General features: G+C 69.0%; 12 protein-coding genes. All 12 read right to left on the bottom strand.

Features of this window, described 5'->3' with window-relative positions; all coding sequences use genetic code 11:
- Positions 1-135: 135 nt before the first annotated feature.
- The 12 genes from ABZZ38_RS16065 to ABZZ38_RS16010 all read right to left on the bottom strand — a co-directional run bounded on the left by ABZZ38_RS16065 (position 136) and on the right by ABZZ38_RS16010 (position 16,635).
- Positions 136-1,167: a dipeptide ABC transporter ATP-binding protein gene (locus ABZZ38_RS16065; RefSeq protein ID WP_356739935.1), complete on the bottom strand. Its 1,032-nt coding sequence runs from the start codon at positions 1,165-1,167 to the stop codon at positions 136-138.
- Positions 1,151-2,143 (bottom strand): ABC transporter ATP-binding protein, encoded by a 993-nt coding sequence (locus tag ABZZ38_RS16060; RefSeq protein ID WP_356739933.1) that lies wholly within the window; start codon positions 2,141-2,143, stop codon positions 1,151-1,153. The genes ABZZ38_RS16065 and ABZZ38_RS16060 overlap by 17 nt, the downstream gene beginning before the upstream one ends.
- A gap of 6 nt (positions 2,144-2,149) precedes the next feature.
- Positions 2,150-3,043 carry an ABC transporter permease gene (locus tag ABZZ38_RS16055; protein WP_356740083.1) on the bottom strand — a complete coding sequence of 298 codons (894 nt, stop codon included), beginning with the start codon at positions 3,041-3,043 and terminating at the stop codon, positions 2,150-2,152.
- 124 nt (positions 3,044-3,167) lie between these two features.
- Positions 3,168-4,091, bottom strand: coding sequence for an ABC transporter permease (locus ABZZ38_RS16050; RefSeq protein WP_356739931.1), 924 nt, complete (start codon positions 4,089-4,091; stop codon positions 3,168-3,170).
- Between the two features lie 25 nt (positions 4,092-4,116).
- Positions 4,117-5,739, bottom strand: coding sequence for an ABC transporter substrate-binding protein (locus ABZZ38_RS16045; protein WP_356739929.1), 1,623 nt, complete (start codon positions 5,737-5,739; stop codon positions 4,117-4,119).
- A gap of 162 nt (positions 5,740-5,901) precedes the next feature.
- Entirely contained in the window at positions 5,902-7,050 is a 1,149-nt protein-coding gene (locus tag ABZZ38_RS16040; RefSeq protein WP_356739927.1) for a dipeptide ABC transporter ATP-binding protein, read from the bottom strand.
- Positions 7,043-8,077, bottom strand: a complete 1,035-nt coding sequence (locus ABZZ38_RS16035; RefSeq protein ID WP_356739925.1) for an ABC transporter ATP-binding protein — start codon at positions 8,075-8,077, stop codon at positions 7,043-7,045. Before ABZZ38_RS16035 ends, ABZZ38_RS16040 begins: the two co-directional genes overlap by 8 nt.
- A gap of 11 nt (positions 8,078-8,088) precedes the next feature.
- The gene (locus ABZZ38_RS16030) at positions 8,089-9,039 is read right to left on the bottom strand and encodes an ABC transporter permease (protein WP_356739923.1); all 951 of its coding nucleotides are present in this window, start codon (positions 9,037-9,039) and stop codon (positions 8,089-8,091) included.
- A complete protein-coding gene (locus ABZZ38_RS16025) occupies positions 9,032-9,955 on the bottom strand; it encodes an ABC transporter permease (protein ID WP_356739921.1) in 924 nt (307 codons plus the stop codon). Before ABZZ38_RS16025 ends, ABZZ38_RS16030 begins: the two co-directional genes overlap by 8 nt.
- A gap of 159 nt (positions 9,956-10,114) precedes the next feature.
- On the bottom strand, positions 10,115-11,737 hold the full coding sequence (locus ABZZ38_RS16020) for an ABC transporter substrate-binding protein (protein ID WP_356739919.1): 1,623 nt from the start codon (positions 11,735-11,737) through the stop codon (positions 10,115-10,117).
- A 438-nt stretch (positions 11,738-12,175) separates the two neighbouring features.
- Positions 12,176-14,077: a translational GTPase TypA gene (gene typA / locus ABZZ38_RS16015; RefSeq protein WP_356739917.1), complete on the bottom strand. Its 1,902-nt coding sequence runs from the start codon at positions 14,075-14,077 to the stop codon at positions 12,176-12,178.
- Positions 14,078-14,343: 266 nt separating this feature from the next.
- Positions 14,344-16,635 carry an ABC transporter family substrate-binding protein gene (locus tag ABZZ38_RS16010; protein ID WP_356739915.1) on the bottom strand — a complete coding sequence of 764 codons (2,292 nt, stop codon included), beginning with the start codon at positions 16,633-16,635 and terminating at the stop codon, positions 14,344-14,346.
- Between the last annotated feature and the right edge of the window lie 86 nt (positions 16,636-16,721).

The following is a 16,721-nucleotide window of genomic DNA, read 5'->3' as shown; positions in this document are numbered from 1 at the left end:
ACCGGCCGGGGCGACATGGCGACGCCCCGGCCGGTCCACGGCACCCGCACGGCCGTACGCCGTCCACCCTGCCCCGTCCGTATATCGGACATGGGTCGGCCTCATTACTCCCGCGTTAAAGGAGGTGAGGGCCGATCAGCCGGTGTATCCCGGGACCACCTGACGCTCCTCGGCGAAGTGGCAGGCGGAGTGGTGCCGGGCCGGGGTGTCCAGGTGGGCCAGACGGTCCGGGACCGCGAGCGGCGGCGCCTCCAGGGCGCACTGTTCGCGCGCCTTCCAGCACCGGGTACGGAAGCGGCAGCCGGACGGCGGATCGGCGGGTGAGGGGACGTCACCGGTGAGGAGGATCCGGTCGCGGTCCTTCCGGGCGTCCGGGTCGGGGACCGGGACGGCGGACAGCAGGGCCTGGGTGTACGGGTGCGTGGGGTGGTCGTAGATCTCGGTGTCCGTGCCCGTCTCGACGATCCTGCCGAGGTACATCACGCCGACCCGGTCGGAGATGTGCCGCACGACGGACAGGTCGTGTGCGATGACGACGTAGCTGAGGCCGAACTCGTCCTGGAGCCGCCCCATCAGGTTGACGACCTGTGCCTGGACGGAGACGTCCAGCGCCGACACCGGCTCGTCGGCCACGATGATCTCCGGCCGCAGGGCGAGACCGCGGGCGATGCCGATGCGCTGGCGCTGGCCGCCGGAGAACTGGTGCGGGTAGCGGTGGACGTACTCGGGGTTGAGGCCCACCACGTCGAGCAGCTCCTGCACCTTGCGGCGCCGGTCGCCCTTCGGGGCGACCTCGGGGTGGATCTCGAAGGGCTCCCCGATGATGTCGCCGACCGTCATCCGCGGGTTGAGCGAGGTGTACGGGTCCTGGAACACCATCTGAATGTTGCGGCGCACCGCCTTCAGCGCGCGCCCGGACAGCCTCGTGATGTCCTCGCCCTTGTAGAGGATCCGCCCGGCCGTGGGCCGCTCCAGGTTGACGAGCATCCTGGCGACCGTGGACTTGCCGCAGCCGGACTCCCCCACGATGCCGAGCGTCTCGCCCGCGCCCAGCTCGAAGTCGACGCCGTCCACGGCCTTGACCGCGCCGACCTGCTTCCTGAAGAGGACGCCCCGCGTCAGGGGGAAGTGTTTGACCAGTCCGCGCACCTCAAGAAGGGGAGGCATCGAGGGTCTCCTTCCAGAAGTGGCAGGCGCTGCGCCGGTCGCCGGCCGCCGGCAGGACGTCGTGGAGGGGCGGTACGTCGACGCGGCACAGGTCCCGGGCGCGCGGGCAGCGGGGGTGGAAGGGGCAGCCGGGCGGGATGTCCAGCAGGCTGGGCGGCAGGCCCTTGATCGCGTACAGCTCCTTGCCCTTGTGGTGCAGGCGCGGGATCGAGTCGAGCAGCCCGGCGGTGTAGGGGTGAGCGGCGCGCTTGTAGATGTCGTGGACGGGCGCGGTCTCGACGATCCGGCCCGCGTACATGACGGCGATGCGGTCGGCGACGTCGGCGACGACGCCCAGGTCGTGGGTGATGAGGATCAGGCCCATGCCCAGCTCCCGCCGGAGCTCCGAGAGCAGCTCCATGACCTGCGCCTGGACGGTGACGTCGAGGGCGGTGGTGGGCTCGTCGGCGATGATCAGGGCGGGCTCCAGCGCCATCGCCATGGCGATCATGACGCGCTGGCGCATGCCGCCGCTGAACTGGTGCGGGTACTGGCCGGCCCGCTCCCGGGCGGCGGGGATGCGCACCCGGTCCATCAGCTCGACGGCCTTCGCTCTGGCGTCCTTCTTCGACATGCCCCGGTGGACCACGAACATCTCGCCGAGCTGGTCGCCCACGCTGAGCACCGGGTTCAGCGCCGACAGCGCGTCCTGGAAGATCATGGCGATCTGGGCGCCGCGGATCCTGCGCCGGGCGTCCTCCTTGAGCGTCAGCAGGTCCTGGCCCTTGAAGAGGATGCTGCCGCCCGTGATGCGGCCGGGCGGCATGTCGAGGATGCCCATGATCGCCTGCGCGGTGACGGACTTGCCGGAGCCCGATTCACCGAGCACGGCGAGCGTCTCGCCGGCGTCGACCGCGTACGAGACGCCGTTGACGGCGTGCGCGGTCCCTTCCCGGGTGCGGAACTCGACGCGCAGGTCGCGTACTTCCAGCAGCATGGTGGCCTACCGCAGCTTGGGGTCGAGGGCGTCGCGCACGGCGTCGCCGAGCATGATGAACGCGAGCACGGTGATGCTCAGGGCGCCGGCCGGCCACAGCAGCATGTGGGGGGCGTTGCGGATCTGCGGGGCGGCGTTGGAGATGTCGATGCCCCAGGAGACGGTGGGCGGGCGCAGCCCGACGCCGAGGAAGGACAGCGTCGCCTCCAGGGCGATGTACGTGCCCAGGGCGATGGTCGCCACGACGATGACGGGGGCGAGGGCGTTGGGGGCGACGTGGCGCAGCAGCATGCGCCCACTGCCCGCGCCGAGCGCCCGGGCCGCCTGCACGTAGTCGTTCTGCTTGGCGGTGATGACGGAGCCGCGGGCGATGCGGGCGAGTTGCGGCCAGCCGAGCAGCACGATGAAGCCGACCACGGGCCACACGGTGGAGCTGGTGAGGACGGAGAGGAAGACCAGGCCGCCCAGGACGACGGGGATGCCGAAGAACACGTCGGCGACCCGTGACAGCAGGGCGTCCCACCAGCCGCCGAAGAACCCGGCGAGCCCGCCCAGCAGGCTGCCGAGCAGAGATGCGCCGACGGTGGCGCAGACGCCGACGGTGATGGAGGCGCGGGCGCCGTGCACCGTACGGGTGTAGACGTCGCAGCCCTGGGTGTCGTACCCGAACGGGTGACCCGGGGCGGAGCCCTGCTGCGACTTGGACAGGTCGCACTTCAGGGGGTCGCCGGCGGCGAGGATCTGCGGCCAGACGGCGATCAGGAGGAGGAAGACGATGAGGAGGGAGGAGACGAGGAAGACGGGGTTGCGGCGCAGCTGGTGCCAGGCGTCGGACCAGAGGGAGCGGGGCCGGCCTCCACCCGGGCCGACGCTTTCGGCCTCGCTCATGGCGAGGTCCATGGCGCCGCCCGCTCCGGTCGGGGCGATGGCCTCGTTCGGGTTCTCGTACGGCCGCGGGAGCGGGTTTTCGTAAGACGTCTCGTAAGACGTCTCGTACGGCTTCTCGTACGGCTTCTCGTACTGCTCAGGCATAACGGATCCTCGGGTCCAGGACCGCGTACAGCAGGTCGACGAGCAGGTTCGCCACCAGGAAGACGATCACGAGGATCGTCACGAAGCCGACGACCGTGGGGGCGTTGTTGCGCAGGATGCCCTGGTAGAGCTGGTAGCCGACGCCGTGGATGTTGAAGATCCGCTCGGTGACGATGGCGCCGCCCATGAGCGAGCCGACGTCGGCGCCGATGAAGGTGACCACGGGGATCAGGGAGTTGCGCAGCAGGTGACGGGTGATCACCCGGTGGCGGGGCAGGCCCTTGGCGATGGCGGTGCGGACGTAGTCGGCGCGGATGTTCTCGGCGATGGAGGTGCGGCTGAGGCGGGTGACGTAGGCGAGCGAGACCAGGGCCAGGACCGTGCCGGGCAGGATGAGTTCGTCGAGGCGGGCGTCGTAGGAGACCGAGGGGCTCACCCAGCCCCACTTCACCCCGAGCAGGAACTGGAGCAGGTAGCCGGAGACGAAGGTGGGCACGGAGATGACGACGAGCGTGAGGACGAGCAGGCCGGTGTCGAGGGGGCGGCCCCGCTTGAGCCCGCTGACGACGCCGAGCGTGACGCCGATGACGACCTGGATGACGACGGCGACGAGGGTGAGCCGCAGGGTGACGGGGAAGGCGGACGCCATCAGCTCGGTGACCCGCTGGCCGTTGAAGGCGGTGCCGAAGTCGCCCTGGAAGATCTGGCCCATGTAGTGGAGGTACTGCTTCCACAGGGGCTGGTCGAGGTACAGGTCCTTGCGGATGCGGGCGGCGGTGGCGGGGTCGGGCGCCCGGTCGCCGAAGAGGGCGGCGACCGGGTCGCCGAGCGCGTACACCATGAAGAAGATGAGGAAGGTGCTGCCGATGAACACCGGGATCATCTGGAGCAGCCGCCGGATCACATAGCGTCCCATGGGGGCTCCGGTCCGTCGCAGGGCGTCAGCTGACCTTGATCTCGTGGTAGACCGGGACGCTGAACTGGTTCAGCGCCACGTCGGAGAGCCGGTCCGAGTAGCCGGCGCTGCCGTTCTGGTACCAGAGGGGGATGACCGGCATCTGCTCGGCGAGGATCCCCTCGGCGGCCTGGAAGTCCCCGACGGCCGTGGTCTGGTCGGACTCGCGGTTCGCCTTGTCGACGAGGGCGTCGAACCGCTTGTCGCTGAACCTGCCGTAGTTGGCCGAACCGCCGGTGTAGTACAGCGGCTCCAGGAAGTTCTGGATGAGCGGGTAGTCGGCCTGCCAGCCCGAGCGGAACGGGCCGGTCATCTTGAACGTGGTCGTGCGGCTGCGGTAGTCGGCGAAGGTGCCGACCGGGTTGACGGTGCAGACGGCGCCCCTGCCGAGCGCGTTGTTGACGCTGTTGCAGACGGCGTCCATCCAGGCGCGGTGCGAGCCGGTGTCCACGTTGGAGGTGAGCGTCAGCTTGCCGCCGGGCAGGCCGCCGCCCTCCTCGATGAGCTTCTTCGCCCGGACCGGGTCGTATGTACAACTCTCGCCGCACAGCTCCTTGTAGCCGCCGTCCCCGCCGAGCGCCGGGGAGGTCCAGTCCTTCGCGGCGGTGCGGGTGCGCTGGTAGATCTGCCGGGTGATCTCGTCGCGGTTGATGGCCATGGACAGGCCGCGGCGGACCTTCTCCATGCCGGGCTTGGCCCACTCGGGGCGGTACATCGGGAACGCGAGCGTCTGGATGATGAGGGCGGGCTGGTTGATGTAGCGGTCGCCGAGGTCGTTCCTGACGTTCTTCAGCTGCTGGGCGGGTACGTCGTCGACGAGGTCGAGGTTGCCCGCCATCAGGTCGGTGTAGGCGGTGTTGTTGTCGGTGTAGACGGTGAGGTCGACGCCGGCGTTGCGGGCCTTGTCGGGGCCCGCGTAGCCGTCCCAGCGGCGCAGCTTCATGCCGCTGCCCTTCCGGTACGACTCGACGGTGTACGGGCCGTTGCCGACGGGCTTGTCGAGCCAGCCGTCGTGGTCGGTGAAGAACGACCGGGGCAGGGGGACGAAGGCCTGGTAGCCGAGGGTCTCGGGCCAGGTGGAGAACGTGTCCTTCAGTTCGACGGTGAAGGTCCTGTCGTCCTTGACGACGAGGCCCCTCATGGTCCGCGCCTTGGGGCTGCCGGAGGCGGGGTGGACGTCGTCGAAGCCGGCGATGTCGCTGAAGAAGGGCGCGTTGTTCTGCTTGTTGTCGATGTGGGCGCCGTAGTTCCAGGCGTCGACGAAGGACCTGGCGGTGACCGGTTCGCCGTTGCTGAAGGTCCAGCCGTCCTTCAGCGTGATGGTGAAGGTGCGCGAGTCGGTCGTCCCGATCCTCTCGGCGACCATGTCCTGGGCCTCGCCGGTCCTGGGGTCGTACCGCTTCAGGCCGCGGAAGATCAGGTCGAGGACTTTGCCGCCCTGGACCTCATTGGTGTTGGCCGGCTCGACCGGGTTCTGGGGATCACCCCAGGAGGAGCGCACGATGCCGTCGGCGCCGCCGCCGGCGCCGCCGCCGCAGGCGGTCGCCGCGAGGGCGACGGCCACGGCACACGCGGCCGTCCTGACGTGCACGTACGTGGCTCCGCGCATGGGGGGTGCCTCCCGTGGTCCACTGGCCTAGGCCCACATATCACCCCATATATGACGAAGACGCACCCTTTACCCACCCGTCCGGGCCCCGCACCACCCACATGCGGGAGGGCGCCCCAGGCCGGTGACGGCCCGGGGCGCCCTCGTGCGCGTCCCTCGGCACTACGCCGCGTGGACGACGTCCTTCTCCTCGGCGAAGTGGCACGCCGACTCGTGCGCGGCCGGGGTGTCCGTGCCCTGGAACCGCTCCGGGATCGCGAGCAGCGGCGCCTCGGTGGCGCACTTCTCCTCGGCCTTCCAGCACCGGGTACGGAAGCGGCAGCCGGACGGGGGGTTCGCCGGTGACGGGACGTCACCGGTGAGGATGATCCGCTCGCGGCCCTCCCGGGCGTCCGGGTCCGGGACTGGGACGGCCGACAGCAGCGCCTGCGTGTACGGGTGCGTCGGGTGGTCGTAGATCTGCACATCCGTACCGATCTCGGCCATCTTGCCCAGGTACATCACGCCGACCCGGTCGGAGATGTGCCGCACGATGGACAGGTCGTGCGCGATGAAGAGGTACGACAGGTTGAACTCGTCCTGCAGCTTCTCCATCAGGTTGACCACCTGCGCCTGCACCGAGACGTCCAGCGCCGAGACCGGCTCGTCGCAGATGATGATCTCGGGGTTGAGCGCCAGACCGCGGGCGATGCCGATGCGCTGGCGCTGGCCGCCGGAGAACTGGTGCGGGTAGCGGTTGATGTACTCGGGGTTGAGCCCGACCACGTCGAGCAGCTCCTGCACCTTGCGGCGCCGGTCGCCCTTCGGGGCGACCTCGGGGTGGATCTCGAAGGGCTCCCCGATGATGTCGCCGACCGTCATCCGCGGGTTGAGCGAGGTGTACGGGTCCTGGAACACCATCTGGATGTTGCGGCGCACCGCCTTCAGCGCGCGCCCGGACAGCCTCGTGATGTCCTGGCCCTTGTAGAAGATCTCGCCCGAGCTCGCCGTCTCGAGCATCATCAGCAGCTTGGCGACCGTGGACTTGCCACAACCGGACTCGCCGACGATACCGAGGGTCTCGCCCTGGTAGAGGTCGAAGGAGATGCCGTCCACGGCCTTGACCGCGCCGACCTGCTTCTTGAAGAGGATGCCCTGGGTCAGCGGGAAGTGCTTGACCAGGTTGCGCACCTGGAGGATCGGCTCGCCGCGCTCCACCGGAGCCTCGATCGCCGCGACGGCAGCGGTCTCGGTGGCCGCCTCGACCGTCTCGACCTCGGTGACGTTCGGGGTCGCGTCCACGGCCTCACCGTTCTTCCCGAGCTCAGCCATGGATCGTCTCCTTCCAGAAGTGGCAGGCGCTGCCGCGGCCCGGCAGCGCCGACCCGTCCTGCTCCGTCACCGGCACCAGGGCCGGGATCTCCGTACGGCAGATGTCCCGCGCCTTGGGGCAGCGCGGGTTGAAGGCGCAGCCCGGCGGGATCTTCATCAGGTTGGGCGGCAGGCCCTTGATCGCGTACAGCTCCTGGCCCTTCTGGTCCAGGCGCGGGATCGAGTCGAGCAGCCCTCTCGTGTACGGGTGCGCGGGGCGCTTGTACAGCTCGTGGACCGGGGCGTTCTCGACGATCCGGCCCGCGTACATCACCGCGATCTTGTCGGCGACGTCGGCGACCACACCCAGGTCGTGGGTGATCAGGATCAGACCCATGTTCTCCTCGCGCTGGAGCTCCGCGAGCAGGTCCATGACCTGGGCCTGGACGGTCACGTCGAGCGCGGTGGTCGGCTCGTCCGCGATGATCAGGTCGGGCTCCAGCGCCATCGCCATGGCGATCATGATGCGCTGGCGCATACCGCCGGAGAACTGGTGCGGGTAGTCGTTCACCCGCGCCGCCGCGGCCGGGATCTTCACCCGGTCCATCAGCTCGATCGCCCGGGCCTTGGCCTCCTTGCGGGACAGGCCGAGGTGGACCCGGTACATCTCGCCGAGCTGGTAGCCGACGGACAGCACCGGGTTCAGCGAGGAGAGCGCGTCCTGGAAGATCATCGCGATGCGACGGCCGCGGATCTTCCGGCGCTCCTCGGCGGACATCGTGAGCATGTCCTCGCCGTGGAACAGGATCTCGCCGCCGGTGATCCGGCCGGGGGGCATGTCGAGGATGCCCATGATCGTCTGCGCGGTGACGGACTTGCCGGAGCCGGACTCGCCGAGCACGGCGAGGGTTTCACCGGCGTCGACGCTGTAGCTCACGCCGTTGATCGCCTTGGCGACCCCGTCCCGGGTGTGGAACTCGACGTGCAGGTCGCGCACTTCGAGCAGTGGAGCGTTCGTCGCGCTCGTCTTCTTGTCGATGGTGGTCAACGTACGCCCTCCTAGCGCAGCTTGGGGTCGAGGGCGTCGCGGACAGCTTCGCCGAGCATGATGAACGCGAGGACCGTGATGCTCAGGAACAGCGACGGGAAGAGCACCATGTGAGGGGAGCTCAGGAAGCGGTCCTGGCCGTCACTGATCATCAGACCCCAGGAGATGTTCGGGGACTGCACACCGATGCCGAGGTAGGAGAACGCCGCCTCGGCCGCGATGTAGACGCCCAGGTTGATCGTGGTGACGACGATGACCGGGGCGAGGGCGTTCGGCAGGATGTGGCGCATCGCGATGCGCCAGCCGCCGGCGCCGAGGGCGCGCGCGGCCATCACGTAGTCGTTCTGCTTGTTGGTGATCACCGAGCCGCGCATGATGCGGAACAGCTGCGGCCAGCCGAGCACGGCCATGATCAGCGAGACGGTGACGACGTTGCCGGTTCCCAGCATCGCCAGCACCAGCAGACCGCCGAGCATGGTCGGGATGGCGAACCAGATCTCGGTGAAGCGGGAGACCAGGACGTCCATCCAGCCGCCGCGCAGACCGGCGACCATGCCGAGGACGCCGCCGACCAACGCGGTCAGCACCGAGGTGAGCACACCGACGATGATCGAGTTGCGCGTGCCGTAGACGGTACGCGTGTAGATGTCGCAGCCCTGGATGTCGTATCCGAACCAGTGGGCGCCGCTGGGCGGGACGACCGAGTTGGACAGGTCGCAGAAGCCCTTGGCGTACGGGTCGCCGCTGGTGAACAGCTGCGGGAAGACGGCCATGACCAGCAGGAACAGGATCAGCACGGCGGAGACCAGGAAGACCCAGTTGCGCATCAGGTCGCGACGCGCGTCGCTCCACATGCTCGCGACCCGCTCCGGCTTGTCCTGGGTGCCCTTGGTGACGCCGCCGGGCGCGGCCGGCGTGGTGGCCGCGCTCTCCTCGATGGTGGTGGAGGTGTTCTCAGGCATAGCGGATCCTCGGGTCGAGCACGGCGTAGAGCAGGTCCACGATCAGGTTGGCGGCGATGTACACGAGGACGAGCGTGGTGACGATGCCGACGACGGTCGTCCCCTGGCGCAGGTACACGGCCTGGTAGAGGGTGCCGCCGATGCCGGGGATGTTGAAGATGCGCTCGGTGATGATCGCGCCGCCCATCAGGGCGCCGAGGTCGACACCGAGGAAGGTGACGATCGGGATCAGCGCGTTGCGCAGCGCGTGCCGCACGATGACCCGGCCGCGGCTGAGGCCCTTGGCGGTCGCGGTGCGCACGTAGTCCGCGCGCATCGTCTCCATCATGCTGGTCCGGGTGAGCCGGGTGATGTACGCCAGCGACGCCGCGGCCAGCACGGTGCCCGGGAGGATCAGCGTGGTGATGTCCTCGGGATCGTAACTGATGGGCGCGATGGCCCACTGCACACCGAGCACCAGCTGGAGGACGTTGCCGAGGACGAACGAGGGGACGGAGACCAGCAGGAGCGTCGACAGCAGCACGACGTTGTCGAGGAACTTGCCGCGCCCGAGAGCGGCGAAGACACCCGCGATGACGCCGACGACGGCCTCGATGACGAACGCGATCCCCGCCAGCTTGAGCGTGACCGGGAAGGCCTCGCTCATGATCTCGGAGACCGGACGGCCGGTGAAGTCCGTGCCGAAGTCGCCGGTGGCGACACCCGAGATGTAGTACCAGTAGCGCTGGTACAGCGGGTCATTGAGGTGGTACTGCTCTCGCAGGATCGCTGCGATGTTCGGGTCCGCCCGCTTCTCTCCCGCGAGGGCCTGGATCGGGTCACCGGGCAGCAGGAAGACGAGGCAGTAGAGAAGAATGGTCGCGCCGAGCAGTACGGGTATCGCCTGCAGAAGACGCCTGATCACATAACGACCCATCAGGTCTCCAGTTGTACGGATACCGGGAGGGGCACATCGCTGGGCCCCGGCCCGGGTGAGGGGTAATCGACAACGACAGACGGCAGAAGGGGGGTGACGGGGCAGGACCCCGTCACCCCCACTGCTGTCGCGATCTCCCTGCGGAGATCCCTTGAACCGTCAGGCGGGGTTGACCGAGGTCCAGTCCACCTGGGTCATGTTGTCGATCCGCACGCCCGGCTTGACGTTCTTGCTGAGGCCGGCGTTCAGCTTGTAGAAGTACACCGGGATGTACGGCATCTCCTTCAGCAGGATGTCGTCGGCCTGCTGGTAGAGCTTGATCGCCGCGTCCTCGGTGGCCGCCGTGTCGGCCTGGTCGAGCAGCTTCTCGACCTGCGGGTTGACGTAACCCGAGTAGTTCGAGCCGTGCTCGATGGCGTCCTCGGAGAAGACCGGGCGCAGGTAGTTCTCGGCGGCCGGGTAGTCCATGGACCAGGCCAGGCGGAACGCGCCGCCGTACTTCTTGTCGCCGAGGTCGTTCAGGATCTTCTGGAACTGCTCGAACGGCTTGACGGTGACCTCGATGCCGAGGTTCTTCTCGATCTGGGCGGCGGCCGCCTCGATCCAGTCCTTGTGACCGCCGTCGTTGTTGTAGCCGAGCTCCATCTTGTTGCCCGGCAGGCCGCCCGCGGCGTCCAGCATCTTCTTCGCCGCGGCCGGGTCGTAGGAGCAGGCCGTGCCGCAGGCGCCCTGGCGGTAGCCCGGGACCAGCGGGTTGATGAAGTCGTCCGCCGGCGTACGGGTGTTGACGAAGATCTTCTCGGTGATCGCCTTCCGGTCGATCGCCATGGAGATCGCCTTGCGGACCTCCGGCTTCGCGAAGGCCTTGTTGTACTTCAGCGGGAAGCCGATGTAACCGAGGCCGGAGTCGGTGCCCTGGATGTAGCGGTCGCCGAGGTCCTTGGCGGCGGTGGTCATCGCGGACAGCGGAACGGTGTCCATGATGTCGACGCGGCCACCGAGCAGGTCACGGTAGGCGGTGTCCTGGTTGTTGTAGATCTTGAACGTGACGCCCGAGATCTTCAGCTTGCCCGCGTCGGGGTGCTTGTCGTACTTGACCGTCTTGATCTGCTGGTTGTGGACGAACTTGCCGTCCATCTTGAACATGCCGTTGCCGATCGGGGCCGTCTCGAAGCCCTTCGGGTCCTTGAAGAAGGCCTTCGGCAGCGGGAAGAACGCGTTGAAGCCCAGCATCGTCTTGAAGGAGCTGAACGGAGCCGTGAGCGTGACCTCGAGGGTCTTCTCGTCGACGACCTTCAGACCCTTCATCTTGTCGGTCGCGGGCTGCTTGCCCTCGCCCGGGTTCAGGTCCGCGTACCCGTCGATCTTGCCGAAGAGCGGGTTCGTCTCCTGCGTGTTCTTCTGGTTGGCGCCGTAGTTCCAGGCGTCCGCGTAGGACTGCGCGGTGACGGGCTCACCGTTGTGGAAGGTGTAGCCGTCCTTGAGCTTGATCGTCCAGACCTTGCTGTCCTTGGTCTCGATCGACGCGGCCATGTCGAGCTGGGTCTCGTTCTTCTCGTCGTACTGCACGAGGCCGGTGAACAGGGCGTTCATGACCTCAGAGCCCTCGGACTCGTACGTGTTCGACGGAACCAGGCCGTTCTGGGGCTCACCGAGCTCCATCACGACCTGGCGGGCCTTGCCGCCCTTACCGGAACTGTCACTGCCACCACCGCAAGCGGTAGCAGCAAGGGCGACGACTATCGCTCCCGCGACCCACTTGGCGCTCTTGGCACCGCGCATGGGTTCCTCCTCATGAGTCCACTTGTCACTACGAGAGAGGCACTTCGAGATTCGCCGACACCCCTGACGACGAGGACCCAAGTGCCCCGAGTGTGCTCGTGAGTCGGCGCTCCCCACAGCGCGTGACCCATTGACCCGAGCTCAATGGAGCCAACTATTAAGTACGTCCGGGCGGTAAACCACACTTAAAGGGTCTCGTTTTGACAACATCACCAAGGGGCCGAAGACCGAAATCCGGACAAAGCGATCACAGACAGACACCCCCGAAACGGACCGTTAACACATGTTCCGGAGAGCGAGCGCCGATATCCGGACGCTCCGCCCGGGAAAAGCCGTTGACGCACCGTCCGCCGCGGCTCGTCGCGCGGTCGTGCGCAAACGGCGACGGCCGCCGGGTGGTAGGGCCCGGCGGCCGTCGGTACAGCGGGGTGGGGCGGGTCAGCCGTGCTTGGCCCGGGAGGCCGCACGGGCGCGCTCACGCTGGTCGAGGTTGACCTTGCGGATGCGCACCGCCTCCGGCGTCACCTCGACGCACTCGTCATCGCGGCAGAACTCCAGCGACTGCTCCAGGGAGAGCTTGCGCGGCGGGACGATCGCCTCGAACGAATCGGCCGAGGACGACCGCATGTTCGTCAGCTTCTTCTCCTTGGTGATGTTCACGTCCATGTCGTCGGAGCGCGAGTTCTCACCGACGATCATGCCCTCGTACACCTCGGTGCCCGGGTCGACGAAGAGCACGCCGCGCTCCTGAAGGTTCGTCATCGCGAAGGCGGTGACCGTACCGGAGCGGTCGGCGACCAGCGAGCCGTTGTTGCGGGTCTGCAGGGGGCCGAACCAGGGCTCGTGGCCCTCGTGGATGGAGTGCGCGATACCCGTGCCACGGGTGTTCGTCAGGAACTCCGTACGGAAGCCGATCAGGCCGCGGGACGGCACGACGAACTCCATGCGGACCCAGCCGGAACCGTGGTTCGACATGTTGTCCATGCGGCCCTTGCGGGTGCCCATGAGCTGCGTGACGGCGCCCATGTGCTCCTCGGGCACGTCGATGGTGATGCGCTCGACCGGCTCGTGGAGCTTGCCGTCGATCTCCTTGGTGACCACCTGCGGCTTGCCGATGGTCAGCTCGAAGCCCTCACGGCGCATCTGCTCGACCAGGATGGCCAGCGCGAGCTCACCGCGGCCCTGCACCTCCCAGGCGTCGGGGCGCTCGGTGTCCAGGACGCGCAGCGAGACGTTACCGATCAGCTCGCGGTCCAGGCGGTCCTTGACCTGGCGGGCGGTGACCTTGCGGTCCTTGACCGCGGCCTTGTTGTCGGCGCCCTTGCCGGTGCCGCCCCGGCCGACCAGCGGCGAGGTGTTGGTACCGATGACCATGGAGATCGCCGGCTCGTCGACCGTGATCAGCGGCAGCGCGATCGGGTTCTCCGGGTCGGCCAGGGTCTCGCCGATCATGATGTCCGGGATACCGGCCACGGCGCAGATGTCGCCCGGGCGCGCCAGCTCGGCGGGCCTGCGGGTGAGCGCCTCGGTCATCATCAGCTCGCTGATGCGCACGTTGGAGATGGTGCCGTCGCGCTTGATCCAGGCCACGGTCTGGCCCTTGCGCAGCTCGCCCTGCTCGACGCGGAGCAGCGCGATACGGCCGAGGAAGTTGTCGGCGTCCAGGTTGGTGACGTGGGCCTGGAGCGGCGCGGACTCGTCGTACTCGGGAGCCGGGACGGTCTCCAGCAGGGTGGTGAAGAACGGCTCCAGGCTGTCGCTGTCGGCCGGGACGGTGCCGTCCTCCGGCTTGGTCAGCGAGGCGACGCCGTCACGGGCGCAGGCGTAGACGATCGGGAACTCGATCTGGTCCTCGTCCGCGTCCAGGTCCAGGAAGAGGTCGTACGTCTCGTTGACGACCTCGTCGATCCGGGAGTCGGGGCGGTCCGTCTTGTTGATGCAGAGGATGACGGGCATCCGGGCCTGGAGGGCCTTGCGGAGCACGAACCGGGTCTGCGGGAGCGGACCCTCGGAGGCGTCGACGAGGAGGACGACCGCGTCCACCATCGACAGGCCGCGCTCGACCTCGCCGCCGAAGTCGGCGTGGCCGGGGGTGTCGATGATGTTGATGGTGATCGGCTCACCGCCGGCCTTGGGGTGGTACTTGACGGCGGTGTTCTTCGCCAGGATCGTGATGCCCTTCTCACGCTCCAGGTCGTTCGAGTCCATCATGCGGTCGTCGAGCTGCTGGTGCGCGGCGAAGGCACCGGCCTGCTTGAGCATGGCGTCGACCAGGGTGGTCTTGCCGTGGTCGACGTGGGCGACGATGGCGACGTTACGGATGTCGTGGCGCAGGGGCATAAGTGGCTGGCGCTTCTCTCAAATCGTGGGTGCGGCGTCTCTTGGTTCCTCGTACGCCCGCCGGGCGGTCGCGCCACGGCTGTGTTCCATGGTACGGGGCATGCGAGGAAGAGGCTTCCCGGCCTGTTCGGAGAAGCGGGAACACACGTGTTGTCGCGCTGGGGTGCGTGCGGGGCCCGGGTCAGGGTCCGCAGCGAGCTTGCCCGCCGGCGGTCCCGGCGGGCAAGCGACTTGAGCGGATTCTGAGGTTGTGGCCGGCCGCTTCGCTACTTCCGCCGGAAGCCGATGTCCTCGTAACGGGGGGTCGCGAACCCGAACGCCCCGGCGTTGACGACGTCCGTCCGGGCCGCCACGAGCTGCGGCCGCTGGTAGAGCGGGATGGAACCGGCGGCGGCCCAGATCCGCGCGTCGGCCTGCTTCACCAGGTCGCGCGCCGCCTTCTCGTCGAGCTCGCCGACCGCCTGGTCGAAGAGCTGGTCGATGTGGTCCGTGCCGACCCGGGTGTAGTTCTGCTCGACCAGCAGGGAGCCGTCGGTCGCGGGCTGCGGCTTGGCGAAGATCGGCCGTCCGTCGGTGGCGGGGTAGGCCGTGGCGGGCCAGGAGTACAGGGCGAGGTCGTAGTCGCCGGCCGCGATGTGGTCCTTGAAGTAGTTCTCGTCGGAGACCTTGACGATCTCGGTGCGGATCCCGATCCGGTCGAGCATCCGGACGATCCTGTCGCCGACCGTGCGCAGCGACTCGGAGCCGGGCCCGGACGGCAGGACGAACCGCAGGCTGAGCTCCTTGCCGTCCTTGCCGAGGGGTCCGGCCGCGGCCTTGGCGGAAGGGGACGCGGGCCCCGGGGCGGCGGTGCCGCGCGGGGCGTACGCGCCGGGGACGCCGCCCCGGGCGCTGTCGGGGTTGTCGGGGTCGCTCACGGCCGCCGCCTGCCGGAGCAGGGCGCCCTGCATGGCCTCGACGGGCGCGGGGGCGAGGATGTACGTCCCGTCGGGCCCGTCGGCGCCTTCCGCGGCGGTACGGGGCTTGTCGTCGCCGACGATGTAGAGACCCTCGTTCGAGGGGTGGTCGCCCGCGGCCCCGGCGGTGGTCGTCCTGCCGGGCGCGGCGGCGGGTGAGGCGGCGCGGGAGCCCGCGGGGCGGGTCGCCCGGGCCGAGGCCGGCGCCTCGGCGCCCGCCTTCGTGCCGTCCTTCGGCGCGGCGGGCTTGCGGGCGGCGCCGCCCGGCGTCCAGCCCGCGTCGGCCAGCAGGGCCTGTGCCTCCTCCGTGTCCTGGTCGCCCAGGGCGCCGCTGCTGTCGGCGTACGCCCACTGCCCGGCCAGCGCGAGGTGGCTGCCCACGGGGTGGGCGGGCAGCCCGAGCGGCTTCAGAACGGCCTCCGCGAGCTCCTGGCGGTCCAGGGCGCGGGCCACCGCCCGCCGTACCCGCTCGTCGGCGAGGGGTCCGGACTCGCCGTTCAGCGCGAGCTGGGTGTACGCGGGCTCCAGCGACTTGCGCAGGTGGTAGCGGCGCAGCGCCTTCTGCTCGCCCGCGTACGCGGCGGCGGCCTGCCGCAGCCTCAGGCGCGCGGCCCGGACCCGCGCGGCGGTCTCCTCGTCGGAGCCGTGCGCCTGCGCCCAGGACTTCAGCGCGGCCGAGGGGGCCGGCGCGGCTGAGGGACCGGCGGCCGGGCCGGCCGCCCCCTGGCGCGCGGCCGACGCGATCCGGTCGGCCGTCGCCCGGTCGACCTCGGCCAGGTCGACGGTGCCCGCGGTGAGCGCGGCGGCCCGGCCGGTGCGGGGGACGGCGCGCAGCTCCAGCGCGTCCAGCTTCGCGGGCCGCCCCCACCAGCGGGGGTTGCGCACGAGGGTCGCGGCGCCGGCCTTGGCGTCGAGCGACTTCAGCTGGAAGGGCCCGGCCGACACCGGCAGCTTCGTACGGGCGCCGTCGTTGAAGGTGTCCGGCTTGCCCATCACGTCCTTGGGGTACAGCGGCGTGAACAGGGCGCGCCAGTCGGCGTACGGCTTGTTGAAGGTGACCCGCACCTCCAGGTCGCCGGCGCCGCGCTCGATCTTCTCGATGCGCTCGTAGCCGGCGTTCCGGGCGGTCCAGTAGGCGGAGTCCTTGCCGCTGAGCGCGCGCCACTGGGCGAGGAAGTCGGGCGCCCCGATCTCGCGCCCGTCGCTCCACACGGCCTGCTGGTGGAGCTTGTAGAGGACGACCTGCTTGGGCTCGCGCTCGATGATCTCGGCGGACTCCAGGTAGTCGGGGTTGAGGTGCGGGTGGCCGCGCTCGTCGAGGGTGAAGAGGGCGGGGAGCGCGGCACCGGCGATCCGGGAGGTGGTGGCGTCGGCGTCGGCCTGGAAGGCGTTGAGCGTGGTCGGCATGGACTCGACCGCCCATCGCAGGGTGCCGCCGTCGGCGATCCGGTCACGTTCGGCGGGGGCGATGTCCTGGGGCACGGCCCGCGCCGTGGTCTCCTCCTCGCCGGATCCGCATCCGGTGAGTGTCAGCACGGACACGGCGAGGACGCCTCCGGTGAGGAGGGCGACGGACCGGAGAGGGGCGCCGACGTCGGACATGTCTTGTACCTCTTAGTCCTGTTATGTCGAATTTAGGCATTTAGAGATGATCAGACCTATTGCCCCTACACTGAAGACGACAGAGC

It is taken from the genome of Streptomyces sp. NPDC006368, assembly GCF_040612535.1.
Classification (GTDB): domain Bacteria; phylum Actinomycetota; class Actinomycetes; order Streptomycetales; family Streptomycetaceae; genus Streptomyces.
This window is presented reverse-complemented; position numbering and strand designations above follow the sequence as displayed.